Here is a 13803-nt window from a genome sequence, read left to right on the forward strand (position 1 = left end):
ATTTCGATGGTTAGAGTTTAAGTTTCTGTCTTGTCTGCAAGGAGGGCTTAATTGGCTAAATCTAGCAGCCTGAGGTTACTTGAATATAAGGGTACTTGCGTACCCTTTTTTATTTGTTGAACAGTCTGACATGCTATTTATTTTCTGAACATTCTACTCACTTCAGGTGTTCACCTGATATCTACTTATTACTCTTTAAGGCAAATTGATTATAAGAGAAATTTGAAAGGTGACAGGTATGCACGCATTACAAGTAGTGTTATTTCTTAAACCAGGCTACATAGATTATCACGGTAAAAAATCTCAAATTGAAGCTAATCAATTGGTGATGGTTGGGGAAGAAGCCGAAGTGCATGCTTCGAATCGCTCAGATTGGCTGAGTATTTTTTTCTATCCTGGCGAAATTTCACAAGTATACCCACTGCTGACAGAACTTATTTGCCCAAACCAAAAAGCCTACCCCAGCCAAAGTTATCAAGTAAAGCCGATCCCAGTTTTTGATGAGTTGGTCAATGTTATCCAGCAGTTACATAAAGTTAGTAAAGAAGTGATGCTGAGGTTTGTTTGTACATACTGCTTAGAGATGGATAAGCCTTATTTTTCTCAATTATTAAATCAGTACTGTGATCAAAATGACAGGGTGTTTGATTTTGTCAATGAAAATGCATACGAGCCATGGCCAGTAGCAAAATACGCTCAACTACTTGAGATGGATGTGACTAAGCTCAATACAGCATTTTATAGGCATTATGGACAATCAACTAAGAGTTGGTTGACTGAACAGAGATTGTCTTATGCCAAGCAAATCATTTTGGACACCGATAGGAAAATCTCTGAGGTCGCTTTAGATTCAGGTTTTAGTAGTCATTCTCACTTTATTGGAGCGTTCAGGAAACGTTATCAATGCAGTCCCTCTGATTTACGTTCAAGCAGAAAATAGGAGGTCGTTATGGATCTTAATGCTGTTATCAACCAGTTATCTCAAATGTCTGCGCAATCAGCGCAAGACATTCAAACTAAAATGGCCAACGCAGACCCGAACAACCCTGAGCAAATGATGCAAGCTCAATTTGCTGTTCAACAATATTCAAACTTTATGGGTTATGAAAGCGCGCTTATTAAGGCTGTCAAAGACATGGTTCAGGGGATCATAGCGAAGATATGAAAACTAACAATAAGCAACTTTTGGTAGAGTCCGCGTTAGCAGCGGCCAACCATGGTCTTGAAAAACAGGCTCTTACCATATTGAAAGTTTTTCCTCAGTTGGTTGAAGACATTGAGGACCGACAAGTACTCAGTAGCTTGGTGTATTTTGCTTTAAATAAGCGAGCAGATGCATTGCGCTCTCTGAATGGAATAAAGACGGCTCAGGCAGACGGGTTGAGGTTCTTATACCAGTCCGTTCCAGCCTCAGCCGACACATCGAAGATTTGTTCATTGATAACAGGAGGCCAAAATGGAGCTCAGTGCAATCGCTAAAGCAACTTATACCGCACTTGATAAGCAAACTGAGGCGGTAAACCCTGATAAAGAAATGGTCGATAAGTTTAGTCAACTGATGCAAAAAGGTACTCAGGATACGGGTAGGCTGAACGATATTGTCGGGCCCATGCCCGATGTAAGTTCTCAATTAAGTATTTCTCCCGGTCAGGCCATTCAGAGTCAGGCTCTCGTGACTCGCTCTTTGGTGGAGGTCGACCTTGCAGCTAAAACTGCCGGTAGCCTTTCTCAATCAATAAACAAATTGGTGACAATGCAATGAAAAAGCTTAGATGGTTAGCCTTATTACTGGCACTGCTTCTTTCAGGTTGTAAAGTTCAACTCTATCAGAACTTACCTCAAGCAGAAGCCAATCAAATGGTCGCGCTATTGATGTTAAATCATATCGATGCCAGCTCTGAAATGGATGCAAAAACAGGGAAAGTTACCCTGAAGATAGAAAAAGATCAGTTCATCAATGCCGTTGAACTCTTGAGGCAGAATGGTTATCCCAAAGCCGAGTATGTGGGAATCGAGCAGTTGTTCCCCTCCGGGCAATTGGTATCATCGCCGGCACAGGAAGAAGCAAAGATGAGCTACCTCAAAGAGCAACAGCTTGAGAGGACATTGTCGAATATGGATGGTGTTATTAGTGCACGAGTCTCCATTGCACAAAATGATAGCAGCGCCTCTAGTTCACATCAAACACCGGATCAAAAGTCTGCCTCTGTTTATATCAAATATTCACCCGAGGCGAATTTAGGTAACTCAGAATCGCAAATTCGAAATTTAATTAAAAATGCAGTGCCTGACTTGAGTTATGAAAATATCAGCTTGTTTTTACAGCCTGCAGAATTTCGTTATCAGCCCGTTGTTGAAACGCCCTCACAGTGGAAAGGTTATCAGAATTGGTTAGTAGAGAACAAGACACCAGTGACAATTGGGTTGGGAAGCATACTAGTAGCGGGTGTTGCAGGGTTAGCACTTGGTCGAAGGAAGTGAGGCGAATATGTCAGCGGAACTATTGAGGTTAAATAGAGAGTTGAGACAAGTTGGAACAAGACTTCATCCTCAGTGGTGGAAGAAACTTCAACTTGAGTCTTGGCGGGGTCACTATCTTCAAAATGAACTTATTGCGAGAAGAATAGACAGTTTGATTTTACGCCGTTCGGGGAATGAGTCCTTTTGGCTTCATGAGATCGATGACGAAATCTACCGGTGGGCAAATCTATTACCTAACCTTAAGTCTCTGATAATTGCTGCCGCATTGCTTGCTCAAGATTGCCCAGATTATCTATGGGATAGCCAGTATCGACATGTTCTTCAAAGTCAGTTCAGTCAAACACAAATAGAACAGTTGATCGCAATGTGGCCAGAGGGGGGTAATGCTCCCAACTGGCTGCCCGAAGAGATGCTCGAACAGGCAGAACTTTATGCAGCCTCGGCCTTGAAAAAATATTTTGACGGTAATCCATTTTGGTCAGTTCTTTGTTTTAGTTTGCCCGTTGAAGAATTCGGTCATGAGCAAAAAGATTGGGAAGTCGAAAAATTGATCAGTTGGATATTTAGATTGGAGCGATTTTTATGAGCCCATTTTCCATTTCCGTTTTCCACTGCGAGCTAGAGAGAACAGGAAATACTGTTTCAAAGCGGCAGATAGACGCCGCAATTAGAACGAATCGACGTGAATCACGTCTTCGTGAGCGGGTTGCCAAAATATTGCGTCAGGCAAGAGCCGGGCGTGAACATGCGCATCAACAAGCTGATGAGATTATTCGCTCAGCCCAAGAGAAAGCACAAAGCCTTGAATTATCTTGGAGAGCAAAAGCAGAGCAGCAGGCCATAGAAGATTCAGTGACTTGGTTGGTACAGGAGTCGGATATCGAAAGCCAATTAATTGATGGCGCCAGAGAGCAAATCCGACAGCAGGTTCGGGCAGTTGTTGAACAGTGGGCGGTCGAACAGGATGTAAGTCAGTTTTTGATTAAAAGGCTCACGGATCAAGTGTGTCAGCAGACGAAAAAACAAAGCCTGAATGTAAAGGTAAGTCGTGAAAGGTTTGCAGAAGTTGAGGCAGTTTTGGGTGATCAAGTGACAGTTAAGATTGATCCAAATCTGAATGATACTCAAGCTGAGTTGGAGTCAAAAAGCCTTATCGTACGCATCGACTTACAACAGCAGTTAGATGTGTTGCTGAATTCATTCTCGCATGATGAGCAACCCAACGAGATGGCATCAGTAGGAGCAAGATTATGAGAGTTGATGGTAGTGCGAACATCGATTTGCATGCATTCCAGAATTCAAGGCCGAGTAGCCAAACTCAGGAGTCTACGGCAAGTATGGCAAGCTCAGCCTTGGCGGAGGTGAGAGCGGAAGCTCTAGAAGAGACCATCGAGGGTCTGAGTCTGGGCCTAAGTAGTACCATGAAGCGTTTAAATCTTGGCGATAAAGTTCAAGATCCAATGATGAATAGTATGGAAAAGCTGCTTCAACAAATGGACAAAATGGCTAGAGATTCGGTGAATCGTATCTCGGAACAGCTTTCACAGATGAAAGATGGAGGGCAAATACTGGCAGCTCTCGATAAATCGGGCTTGAGCCAAGGAGATACAGCACTTGTTTTGACATCTTTGCTTTCCTTCAAAGGGTTAGATCCTGCGATTAAAAAACAGCTTAAAAAGCGTTTGTCCGAAATTATGGCCCAAGAGGACATCGAGTTAGAAATTCTTGCTTCAACACAAGGGATGAAACTTGATAAAGAGGGACTGAGGGCCGTTCGACAGCTTTATCAACATGCTAAACGAGGAGAGAAGGGGCTCGCTCACTGGTTTGAGTTACTCGAACGTCACAAAGATAGGGCCAAGTATATTCAAATCCTAATTCGTTCAATGGCCGAACCTTTGGATGAAGGGCAAAGGCGTGACGATATGACCATGGTAGCGGCAACGATTAGTGATCTTAGGCGACTACTTTTATTCCTGACGTTTGAAGAGCATTGTGCGGGATTAGCTCGAACAATGGGGCTAGGCAGTGATGCCGTCATGTCGTTAACCATTGAGTTGTTAGAGCAATCATGGGTTTATCCAGATGCACTGGCTGTTTTGATCGGACGTTTATCTCTCGGTGATGATAAAAAAATTGTTTTCTTGAGACGTTGGAAAGATCTAATGACAGTGATGTCGGAAAGTTGTTATCGCGACCCAGAACAAAAAGAGCACGTTCAAGAAGTGATGCTTGAGCTGTCTGAACAATGGAATGACTGAGCAACCCTTTAGGGGAGAATGACTATGAATCATGAACTATTACTCAGCCGTCTTGGTGAAAAGCTAGGGCTACCACTGGTGTTTGACCAGTCAAATCAATGCATGTTGTTATTGGATGACTGTCTAATGGTATCAATATTGGCCGATGAACAAGATTGGTTGTTCAATTGTATGCTGACAAAAGTTGAGCCTGAATCAGAACACCGAATTTTAAAAGAAGCGATGCGGTTTAATCACATATTAAGCCATACGGGTTCAGGACACATTTATTTTGAGGAAAATGGTCGTGCACTGCTTTATCAGGTTCGAGTTGAAAATCCGCAAGATGGTGACGAGATTTTTGACCAGTTAACCGAAGTGGTAAATCAATATGAAAAGATACACAGCGACTTTCACTAAGATCTTTCACCCAGTGAGAGCAACACGATAACAGTAGGGGGTTATTATGCCAATTGAACTCAATCAATTTACCGAGAGCGTTGGAGGCGGACGGTTTGCTTTAGCCGATAATGTCTCTGGTAATCCTGTCATTGTTGAAGCCCAGTTTAGCTTTTCAGATAAAGTGATGCATTGGCTTAGCCAGATGCCTTTGCTTAATAACTTGGCTGCTGTCCAGGAGTTTGCCCAAAAACAAACAGAGAGCAACCTTAAAACGTTAGGGGTATTCCTGAACGCGCTTGCTCACGAACGTGGTGAAGAGTATGCCCTCAAAGTGGCGAATAAAATGGATTACAGTGGGCAGACACCACTCACATCCCGTTTGATCGAACATGTGACGCAAGGGATAACTCAAAGCCAACCTATTACTGTCAGCGCACAAGAGCGCATTGGATCGGAGCCTCAGGAAGCCGAGACTAAACCTCAGCTACCGTTGACTTCTTTGTCACAGCTGGAACAAGCTGTAAAACTACTGTCTAATTATTCATGTCCAGTATCATTGCCTCTGCCAAGTTCGCTGTCATATATCAGCAGTTTTCTTTACAGTGAAACAGAGTCAATGCAGCATTTGCAGCAGCTGGTTGCGGATTATAATCAGGCTATTACAGACTCTTCTTTTAATGACGCTATCGGTGATCTTGCTGAGATTTTTCAAACACCACTCTCCTCAGAAAAGATGACCAAGACACTTACGTTTTTTGCTGAGCGTATTCAAACGTTGAACGACAAATTGAGTGATATCCAATCAGCGGTTGATGGTCTACCTGAACATCAACAAAGTGACGCCAGACAGCTAAATGAAGCTCTAGCTACTGAAATTAAGCAGTTAAAGAGTGTTGATTCATTTGTGAGTCAATACAAAGTCGCTTGGAAGGCTGAATCTACTGATTATGCTGCGTATCAACAATTCCATGAGAACTGTTCGCAAAATCTCAAATCTTCTTTATCACCTGAGTTAACAAAATTGAGCTTTGAGCTGATTCATGATTCTCCACGTTTAGATAGTGAAGTGCTAGCAAATCGTTTGGCAAAAAAGCTGGGTCAATATACGGCGGATATGTCGACAGTCAATTTGCGAGTACTATCAGAAGTGCTGGCAGAGAAAGTCCCTTCATTGGCTGATGAGGTTCAAACACCGTTCAATACAAAGGAACAAAAAGCACAATTTGGAGCACTCAACCTCATAAGACAGGCGCTGAATCAGAGCCGTGAAAAACTACACGAAGAAAAGGAGGGTATCGAAGCAAGGTTAGACATACCGAATAAGATAACTCAATTACGTCACATTGCTGCTGTTTTTACCAAAGAAGTTGAACAGTACCAGAATACAGACCCTACAGAGGAATATCAATTTGAGGCGACACTTGCAGCAATAACGGGTAATACATGGTCAGTCATAAAGGGCGATAAGTTATTACCTGATGGTGTAGTCGATTATGAAGACTTAGATTTGACGGAACCCGTAGAAAATGATTTGGCGTCACTTGATATCAGTGAAAGAGTGCGTAGGCTTGCGGAAAATGTGATTCAAACGCAGCACCGCTTCGCTTGGTTGGATGCTACCAACAGTACCACTTATGAGCCAAATAATCGCTCTGGTGTGGATATTTTTAAGGACATTAGAAACAAGCAGTTAGCTGATAACATCACGCAGAATTTACCTAGTTATGTAGATTATCTTGATCAGAAAGTCACCGCTGGAAAAGCCTATGTAGCTTCTCTTAATACTTTCATAGAGGCAAATTTGTGTGACAGTGTCACTCATCAGGCTCAAGGAATGCTTAAAGAGGCAGAGAAACAATTGTTTCGTCTAGAAAGTCTTGACGCACAATGTCAACTAGTTCAAAAGGCGCTAGATACAAGAGAGGCTGTTGGTAATAGGTTGGCAGATCTAGAAAGTATGCTGCACCGAACTATTGATACTGACGTAAAGAGACTTAATTTACAGGGTTTTTTGTCATATTTGCCTGCTTTGAGAGACAACAATGATCAAGTGCGAGCCCTCGTTGTAGAGCGTCAAAACTTACAAACCAAATTGAAAAGTGAAGAACAGTTCCTTATTGATCTTCAAGGTAAGGATTGGAGAAAAAACACTGAGTTGTCTACGAAACCTGAAGCACTTGAGTACCAATATGCAGAAAAGAAACTCGCGGAATTAGACAACCGAATTGAACATCTTGATAACGACTACGAAAAGTCGATGTTAGAACTGACTCGTTTTGATCGAATAGTTAATAGTGAAAAAGGTTACCCTGATATTAGCGGAAACAGCATAGAGTCTTGGTCTGCGTGGGTGAAACAGAACATTGCTGGTAGTTTGTCGGGTGACTATCGTCCAGATTTTAACGGTCTCATCTTAGATCGCCAGATGGCAAAAGCGGGGATTAATAGCTACACCGAAGCCTATCAGCAACTCGCTAGTACTCTTTTAAACGGTAAAAACACTTCCAACTATGAGGGGGTCACCAAAGCTCTTAGTGATATGCATAATTGGGCGATGGCTCATCCGGTGGAATCACAAGCACTTGCAGGGAATTTGACGCATGTTTACCAAATTGTCAGTGCTAATACTGGTTGGTTCGGCTCTGACCTTGTCGCTATGGCATCAACGGTATGGCAAACTGGTACTGTTGAAAATCAAGTTAAGGATATCTTACAAGGCCGGCGTGAGTTTATTCCCAGTCAAAGTTCGATGTCAATGACGGCAGAAATGATCGCTTTGCTTCATCTAGCACAATGTGCACCCTATATGGTGGGCGCGGCTAAAGGTACAACTGGTAATGGTCTGATCGCGAGTATGGCGAGTACCATGGTTTCCTCATTCGTTCCTTTACCTGCAGCTTCATTAGCGCGTCCCATGGCGGGTATGTTAGGTGGTATGGTACAGACTTGGGCAGAACAAAAGATGACTAATGTTGTGAATCAAAACCGTTCCACTGAAGTCATGGTGAATGCCTTGATGAAGGGAATTCAACAGCAGGGTAGTTTTAGTGACCGAGCCAAAGCAGTGACTTCCTACGCGATGCAGCGTCAAGCTCTTCAGGATATAGGTACGTTAGCTAGCGATTGTTTTGAAACCAATAAAACGGGCGCGATAAAACGTATGTGGCAAGATGCCAAGAACTCATGGCAAGAAATGAACTGGAAGGCGAAAGCTTTTACCCTTGTTACTACGAGCGCGGTAGCGGTGGGAGCGGCAGCAACAGCAGCCGTTGCTATTCTCGCTATTGCTGGTACAGGAGGGGGAGCAATAGCGGTTGCTGCCTTAGCAGGAGCAGCGGTGATGCCGCTTGGTGCATACATGGCAAGAACCGTTGTAAATCTTATTGGCTCGACCAATTTTCTTGGTTTGAATGATGCCCATGAGAGGGCAAAAGAGAAAATGACTCAGCAGCGTATAGATGACGCATTAAATCGTCTTGAAAGCAAGATGAAGGACGATCAACGTAAAGGAGATGTAATTCGTCATTCCTTGCAAGAAATTGGGGAGCTAATTCAGCTAAACCATTTACCTGAGGATCAATGGGAAAGCTCATTTATCCAACAGGTTAGGTCGATCACTTCTGATCGTAGAAAAGAAATAGATAAAGAGAGTGCACGTAGTAAAGCTGAGCTCATAAAAATGGCACAAGCTTTTATGCCTGAATCAATAACGAATAAAGATGATGACTGGGATAAGCGTTCTCAACAAGTTGATGATGCCTTGGTTAAATTCGCAGCATAGCGCCTTTTTGCCCCGAGTTAATTCGGGGCTTATTCAGGTGTAGACCTGATACTCATTACTTCCTGCCTACTTCATCATAGCCATATAGGTAAACTATGGAGTGGGTATGGATTTACAATTATCTCGAAATATCGAACAATTTATTGAATTATTATCACTTCCACCATGTCGTGTTGAAGAGGTTCTTGTTTTTGAACACCCTCCATTTGGGTTGAGAATTGAAGCTCATGATGAACGGTTAATGTTGACCTCGTGGTCATTGATAGACAAAGGTCAGCGCACCTCTGATGCGATTCAACTTAACTCACCAGAGCGATTTTTTGGTATTCCACAAAGAGTCTTTACCATCTCCGACCAATTGATGATAAGTGCTCTTTGTCCTCGTGATTATGATGCACATCAATGGCTTAGACTTTGCCAAAGACAGCGCCAATTCCTGACAAATTTAAATGGAGGGTGTTAGCTATGCCTTTTATAGCTCGTTGGTTAGAAAAAGTAGCTGGAAGACAAGATATTATATTAAGCGCTATGCTAATTTTAGCGGTTTTTATGATGATTTTGCCTCTTCCAACTACTTTGGTAGATGTACTTATTGCGGTAAATTTAGGGATGTCCATCATCCTATTAATGATTGCCATTTACATCCGAGACCCTCTTGAATTCTCCGCGTTCCCTTCAATGTTGCTTATTACGACACTGTACAGATTGGCATTGACCATAAGTACCAGTCGATTAATTTTGCTTCAACATGATGCTGGTGAAATCGTTTATACCTTCGGTGATTTTGTTGTTGGGGGAAACTTAGCGGTCGGTATCATTGTATTTGCCATCATTACCATTGTTCAGTTTATTGTTATCACTAAGGGTTCAGAACGTGTTGCTGAGGTCAGTGCGCGCTTTTCTTTGGATGGAATGCCCGGAAAGCAAATGAGCATTGATGGTGATATGCGAGCCGGGATTATTGATGCCAAAGAAGCCAAGCGTCAACGCTCAATCGTACAGAAGGAGAGCCAACTTTATGGGGCTATGGATGGCGCAATGAAGTTCGTTAAAGGGGACGCAATAGCCAGTGTTATTGTTATTTTAACCAACATCTTTGGTGGCATTGCGGTTGGAGTTTTACAACACAATATGTCTGCCTCCGAAGCCGTGAGTACCTATGCGATCTTATCTGTTGGGGACGGTCTGATTGCTCAAATACCTTCATTACTAATCTCTATAACCGCAGGCTTGATTGTCACTCGTGTTCCCGGAGAAACAAAAACTAACCTTGCCAGTGAATTGGTTCAACAGGTTTCCCGTCAGCCTTCTTCTTTACAAATGGCTGCGGCTGTTATGTTCGTGTTCGCCATTATCCCAGGCTTTCCTTGGTTTGTCTTTGGGCCATTAGGAATGGCTGTCTTAGGGGCTTCTTACTATCTGAGCAAGAAGGAGAAGGGCAAAGCAGAACAACAATCTAATTTTATTTCTAATGATAACAATGATGATTACAACGATAAAGAAATGACGCCAGGTGCGGTTCCTTTTATGGTTGCTGTTGGAGAAGAGTTATTCAACAGTGAGTTAAATCACTCTCTACAAAAGTTACGATGGGCGTTATTTGAAAAGCTGGGTTTGCCATTGCCTGAAATTCAAGTTCAGGTGCTCCGAGGTGAGCGAAAGCATGACTTAGAATTATTGTTGTATCAAGAGCCGTTATATACCACCGCTATCGAGCCTAACTCTATTCTGGCATTAAATCGCATCGATGATATTGAGAGCAAAGAATCTCTTCTTCCCTTCAATAAACAGGCACTGTTTTGGTTTGGGCTTGAGCAACAAGCAAGACTACAATCCATGCAGATCGAGATGTACACCGGCAATGATAGAATTGTCTACTTGGTGGAAGGCGCGGCTAAACACTTTGCCAAGGAGTTCCTTGGTGTGCAAGAAACTCGTTACCTTATGGACTCAATGGAAATGCGTTACTCCGAGTTGGTTAAGGAGTTACAACGTCTTCTGCCTGTGAGTAAAGTGACTGAAATTCTCCAGCGACTTGTTGAAGAAAACATATCTATTCGTGATTTGAGAACGATCTTTGAAACCTTAGTTGAATGGGCATCTAAGGAAAAAGATACCATTATGCTGACGGAATATGTGCGTGTTTCACTAAGACGACATATTCGACGCAAATTCACGGTTGACGAAGGTTGGATACCTATTTTGATCATTGGGGAAAATATCGAGAACCAAATTCGTGAGTCGATTCGTCAATCAGCTGTAGGGGCTTATAGTGCGCTTGAACCTGATCAAGAACAACACATTATCAGTCTAGTAAAAAGCAAGCTGCCGTCGCACTTACCTTGTGTTTTGTTGACTTCATTAGATGTTCGGCGTTACTTACGCAAGATTATCGAGCCCTCTTTACCCGTCACCTCAGTCTTGTCATTTCAGGAAATTGGTGATGATGCCAACATAAAGGTTATCGCTCAAGTGGATACATTAGGTGAGGTGCCAGATGCAATTGCCGGATAAAGCTTTAATGCAAGAAAAACTTAATGCAAGACTTTTTCCTCCTTTACCTTTTGCCCCAGACTCAAGGCACTTTGGTAAAATCCTGGAAGTAACCCCAACATTGATTCGCTCGACATTACCGGGGGCGAGACAAGGTGAACTTTGTACTATTGGAGAAGACTTGAAAGCCGAAGTCGTTGCTATTCGTGGAGAGGAAGCTTGGTTGTCTCCTTTCCGAGCCACAACAGGTATTGGGACGGATATGAGAGTTGAACCTGTCGGACATGGACACCGTGTGATGGTAGGTGATGAGTTATTGGGCAAAGTTGTTGATGGTCTTGGACAAAGTATGGAAGGCGTTCGTTGGCATGGTGAATGGAAAGATAACCAAGGAGAGGCGCCCGATCCTCTAAAAAGAAAATTGATTACTCAAGTCATGCGTACTGGAGTAAGAGCGATAGATTCGACATTAACAATAGGAATAGGCCAGAGAATTGGTATTTTTGCTGCCGCAGGAGGAGGGAAAAGTACACTTTTGGGTATGTTGGCGGGCCATTGTGATGCAGATGTTGTGGTGCTGGCTTTGGTCGGAGAAAGAGGTAGAGAGGTTAGGGAGTTTATTGAATATTGCTTGCCTCCCAGCGTAAGAGAAAAAATGGTTTTAGTGGTTGCGACGTCAGATAAACCGCCACTTGAACGCTTTAAGGCGGCAATGACGGCAACAACGATCGCGGAATATTTTCGTGATAAGGGGCAGAATGTATTATTGATGGTGGATTCCTTAACTCGATTTGCCCGCGCTGGAAGAGAAATTGGCTTGGCAGCGGGAGAGCCTCCTGTTGCAAATGGTTTTCCTCCAAGTGTCTTTGTTCAATTGGCTTCCTTACTCGAAAGGGCGGGCCCCGCCTCTGTTGGTAGCATTACTGCGATATATACCGTGTTGGTCGAGGGCGATAATATTAATGAACCTGTTGCTGATGAGGTTAGGTCGATATTGGATGGTCACGTTGTTCTGTCACGTAAGCTGGCTGGCTCTGGACACTACCCAGCCATCGATGTTAACGCTAGTGTAAGCCGTGTTATGGATCAGATCGTGACAGGTCAACACAAAGCAAATGCAAATCATCTTCGCCACCTACTGGCACTCTACCAAGAGGTGCAACTATTGATAAGGGTAGGAGAGTATCAAGTTGGCCAAGATTCTGAGACGGATGAAGCGGTTGATAAGTACAAGCAAATCGAACGCTTCTTGTGTCAAGATACTCATGAACAAACAGACTTTGAGCAAGTTCTAGAGCAGCTTGATACCCTGTGCAGGGGGTAGATAGCGATGTTAAGTGATCAAGAAAGTCCTTTGATTCGGCAGTTACTGGCACTGCGAAAAAGAAAAGAGGAACGTATACAAAGTCAGCTAAATGAACTAAGGCGTCAGAAAGTGCAATGCCGTCAAGAAAAACAAAGGGCATATGAGTCTTGGTTAGAATCTAGAACAAGACTAGAAGAGACGACACTTCCCTCAGAGACTCTTGATCGCGCATGCTTAAACAGATTACTTGCAGCCAAACATCAGCTTTACGTTGATGAAAGAGCCAAAGCTGCATTGGTTGATGAATGGCAGTCTCGAATTGAAAATCTCGCTCAAGCACAACATGAGCTTCGCGAAGAACAGGCCAGTTTAATTCGTGGCCAAGAAAAGCTAAAAGAGGTGTTAAATGACAACTAGAATTGAATCAAACCAGCCTCAATTATTTCGTGTAGAAGGGGTGGCAGAAAGACGCGAAGCTGACCACGAACTTAAACACAGATTTTTGTCATTATTGAGAACGAATGAAGATACGTATTTTTCTCAAAAAGAAAAGCAGACCGGAATAAAATGCCCAGCACATATACTCGAGCAGCTCAGCAAGTCAAATAGTGTTGTAAAATGGAATAATGCTGAGCTTACAAGAACCGAAAATAAGCTATCGTTTAAACTATTAAATGGCCCAATGATGGGGCTGACAGTAGTGGCTTCTTTTCAGGCAAATGGTGTCTCTATTGAAATGATACCTAAGACAAAGAGGCAGTATGAGTCATTGATTCGGATCAAGCCTAAAATTGAGAGTCGTCTGAATCGTTTTGCTGTAGATATTAGTATTGAGGTGCAGAGCAATGAGTGATTATTTAAAGCTAGCACGTGTGATTGGAACTGGGCTAAGCAACGGCAACTGCCAAATTACGTTGGAAAAGATATCAGGTCAGGGGCAATTCTGGTCATATCGAGGCGATTGTAAAAGCGGCATCTGGTGCAGCGATAATGATTGGCGCTCAGGTATTACAGAGATCATGTCGATGGAACCTTGTGATGAGTTGGCGCAAGAATTGGAACCCCTTCTTGTCGCAACACTCTTCTCCCCGGTTAGCGTA

The 13803-nt window shown here is 43.0% G+C and carries 15 protein-coding genes and 1 pseudogene; all 16 read left to right on the top strand.

What is annotated here, in order from left to right:
• The first annotated feature begins 238 nt into the window (after positions 1-238).
• Complete coding sequence (locus RH40_RS00595; RefSeq protein WP_009599292.1) at positions 239-940, top strand: helix-turn-helix domain-containing protein; 702 nt, start codon at positions 239-241, stop codon at positions 938-940.
• Positions 941-949: 9 nt separating this feature from the next.
• On the top strand, positions 950-1165 hold the full coding sequence (gene sctF, locus RH40_RS00600; RefSeq protein ID WP_009599293.1) for a type III secretion system needle filament subunit SctF: 216 nt from the start codon (positions 950-952) through the stop codon (positions 1163-1165).
• Positions 1162-1479: an EscG/YscG/SsaH family type III secretion system needle protein co-chaperone gene (locus tag RH40_RS00605; protein WP_009599294.1), complete on the top strand. Its 318-nt coding sequence runs from the start codon at positions 1162-1164 to the stop codon at positions 1477-1479. The genes sctF and RH40_RS00605 overlap by 4 nt, the downstream gene beginning before the upstream one ends.
• Entirely contained in the window at positions 1457-1762 is a 306-nt protein-coding gene (gene sctI, locus RH40_RS00610; protein ID WP_009599295.1) for a type III secretion system inner rod subunit SctI, read from the top strand. Before RH40_RS00605 ends, sctI begins: the two co-directional genes overlap by 23 nt.
• The gene (gene sctJ, locus RH40_RS00615) at positions 1759-2481 is read left to right on the top strand and encodes a type III secretion system inner membrane ring lipoprotein SctJ (protein WP_009599296.1); all 723 of its coding nucleotides are present in this window, start codon (positions 1759-1761) and stop codon (positions 2479-2481) included. Before sctI ends, sctJ begins: the two co-directional genes overlap by 4 nt.
• Before the next feature lie 7 nt (positions 2482-2488).
• A complete protein-coding gene (locus RH40_RS00620) occupies positions 2489-3067 on the top strand; it encodes a type III secretion system domain-containing protein (RefSeq protein ID WP_009599297.1) in 579 nt (192 codons plus the stop codon).
• Positions 3064-3735 carry a type III secretion protein gene (locus tag RH40_RS00625; protein ID WP_009599298.1) on the top strand — a complete coding sequence of 224 codons (672 nt, stop codon included), beginning with the start codon at positions 3064-3066 and terminating at the stop codon, positions 3733-3735. The genes RH40_RS00620 and RH40_RS00625 overlap by 4 nt, the downstream gene beginning before the upstream one ends.
• The gene (locus RH40_RS00630; RefSeq protein ID WP_009599299.1) at positions 3732-4742 is read left to right on the top strand and encodes an HrpJ domain-containing protein; all 1011 of its coding nucleotides are present in this window, start codon (positions 3732-3734) and stop codon (positions 4740-4742) included. The genes RH40_RS00625 and RH40_RS00630 overlap by 4 nt, the downstream gene beginning before the upstream one ends.
• A 24-nt stretch (positions 4743-4766) precedes the next feature.
• On the top strand, positions 4767-5141 hold the full coding sequence (gene sicP / locus RH40_RS00635; RefSeq protein ID WP_009599300.1) for a chaperone SicP: 375 nt from the start codon (positions 4767-4769) through the stop codon (positions 5139-5141).
• 46 nt (positions 5142-5187) lie between these two features.
• Entirely contained in the window at positions 5188-8904 is a 3717-nt protein-coding gene (locus RH40_RS00640) for a type III secretion system effector BopA family protein (RefSeq protein WP_009599301.1), read from the top strand.
• Positions 8905-9010: 106 nt separating this feature from the next.
• On the top strand, positions 9011-9367 hold the full coding sequence (locus tag RH40_RS00645; protein WP_009599302.1) for a hypothetical protein: 357 nt from the start codon (positions 9011-9013) through the stop codon (positions 9365-9367).
• A gap of 2 nt (positions 9368-9369) precedes the next feature.
• Positions 9370-11418, top strand: a complete 2049-nt coding sequence (locus RH40_RS00650; RefSeq protein WP_009599303.1) for an EscV/YscV/HrcV family type III secretion system export apparatus protein — start codon at positions 9370-9372, stop codon at positions 11416-11418.
• A complete protein-coding gene (locus tag RH40_RS00655) occupies positions 11402-12721 on the top strand; it encodes a FliI/YscN family ATPase (RefSeq protein ID WP_009599304.1) in 1320 nt (439 codons plus the stop codon). The genes RH40_RS00650 and RH40_RS00655 overlap by 17 nt, the downstream gene beginning before the upstream one ends.
• A gap of 6 nt (positions 12722-12727) precedes the next feature.
• Positions 12728-13120, top strand: a complete 393-nt coding sequence (locus tag RH40_RS00660; RefSeq protein ID WP_009599305.1) for a hypothetical protein — start codon at positions 12728-12730, stop codon at positions 13118-13120.
• Entirely contained in the window at positions 13110-13556 is a 447-nt protein-coding gene (locus tag RH40_RS00665; RefSeq protein ID WP_009599306.1) for a hypothetical protein, read from the top strand. The genes RH40_RS00660 and RH40_RS00665 overlap by 11 nt, the downstream gene beginning before the upstream one ends.
• Positions 13549-13803, top strand: a pseudogene (locus RH40_RS00670) (hypothetical protein); the annotation flags it as partial. The gene RH40_RS00665 and the pseudogene RH40_RS00670, both read left to right, overlap by 8 nt.

This window comes from Vibrio caribbeanicus ATCC BAA-2122 (assembly GCF_000165125.1).
Classification (GTDB): domain Bacteria; phylum Pseudomonadota; class Gammaproteobacteria; order Enterobacterales; family Vibrionaceae; genus Vibrio; species Vibrio caribbeanicus.

What these genes read in the sequence shown, in the direction of transcription:
- RH40_RS00595 (WP_009599292.1), top strand. Translation starts at nt 239, where the DNA reads ATGCACGCATTACAAGTAGTGTTATTTCTTAAACCAGGCTACATAGAT.
- sctF (WP_009599293.1), top strand. Translation starts at nt 950, where the DNA reads ATGGATCTTAATGCTGTTATCAACCAGTTATCTCAAATGTCTGCGCAA.
- RH40_RS00605 (WP_009599294.1), top strand. Translation starts at nt 1,162, where the DNA reads ATGAAAACTAACAATAAGCAACTTTTGGTAGAGTCCGCGTTAGCAGCG.
- sctI (WP_009599295.1), top strand. Translation starts at nt 1,457, where the DNA reads ATGGAGCTCAGTGCAATCGCTAAAGCAACTTATACCGCACTTGATAAG.
- sctJ (WP_009599296.1), top strand. Translation starts at nt 1,759, where the DNA reads ATGAAAAAGCTTAGATGGTTAGCCTTATTACTGGCACTGCTTCTTTCA.
- RH40_RS00620 (WP_009599297.1), top strand. Translation starts at nt 2,489, where the DNA reads ATGTCAGCGGAACTATTGAGGTTAAATAGAGAGTTGAGACAAGTTGGA.
- RH40_RS00625 (WP_009599298.1), top strand. Translation starts at nt 3,064, where the DNA reads ATGAGCCCATTTTCCATTTCCGTTTTCCACTGCGAGCTAGAGAGAACA.
- RH40_RS00630 (WP_009599299.1), top strand. Translation starts at nt 3,732, where the DNA reads ATGAGAGTTGATGGTAGTGCGAACATCGATTTGCATGCATTCCAGAAT.
- sicP (WP_009599300.1), top strand. Translation starts at nt 4,767, where the DNA reads ATGAATCATGAACTATTACTCAGCCGTCTTGGTGAAAAGCTAGGGCTA.
- RH40_RS00640 (WP_009599301.1), top strand. Translation starts at nt 5,188, where the DNA reads ATGCCAATTGAACTCAATCAATTTACCGAGAGCGTTGGAGGCGGACGG.
- RH40_RS00645 (WP_009599302.1), top strand. Translation starts at nt 9,011, where the DNA reads ATGGATTTACAATTATCTCGAAATATCGAACAATTTATTGAATTATTA.
- RH40_RS00650 (WP_009599303.1), top strand. Translation starts at nt 9,370, where the DNA reads ATGCCTTTTATAGCTCGTTGGTTAGAAAAAGTAGCTGGAAGACAAGAT.
- RH40_RS00655 (WP_009599304.1), top strand. Translation starts at nt 11,402, where the DNA reads ATGCAATTGCCGGATAAAGCTTTAATGCAAGAAAAACTTAATGCAAGA.
- RH40_RS00660 (WP_009599305.1), top strand. Translation starts at nt 12,728, where the DNA reads ATGTTAAGTGATCAAGAAAGTCCTTTGATTCGGCAGTTACTGGCACTG.
- RH40_RS00665 (WP_009599306.1), top strand. Translation starts at nt 13,110, where the DNA reads ATGACAACTAGAATTGAATCAAACCAGCCTCAATTATTTCGTGTAGAA.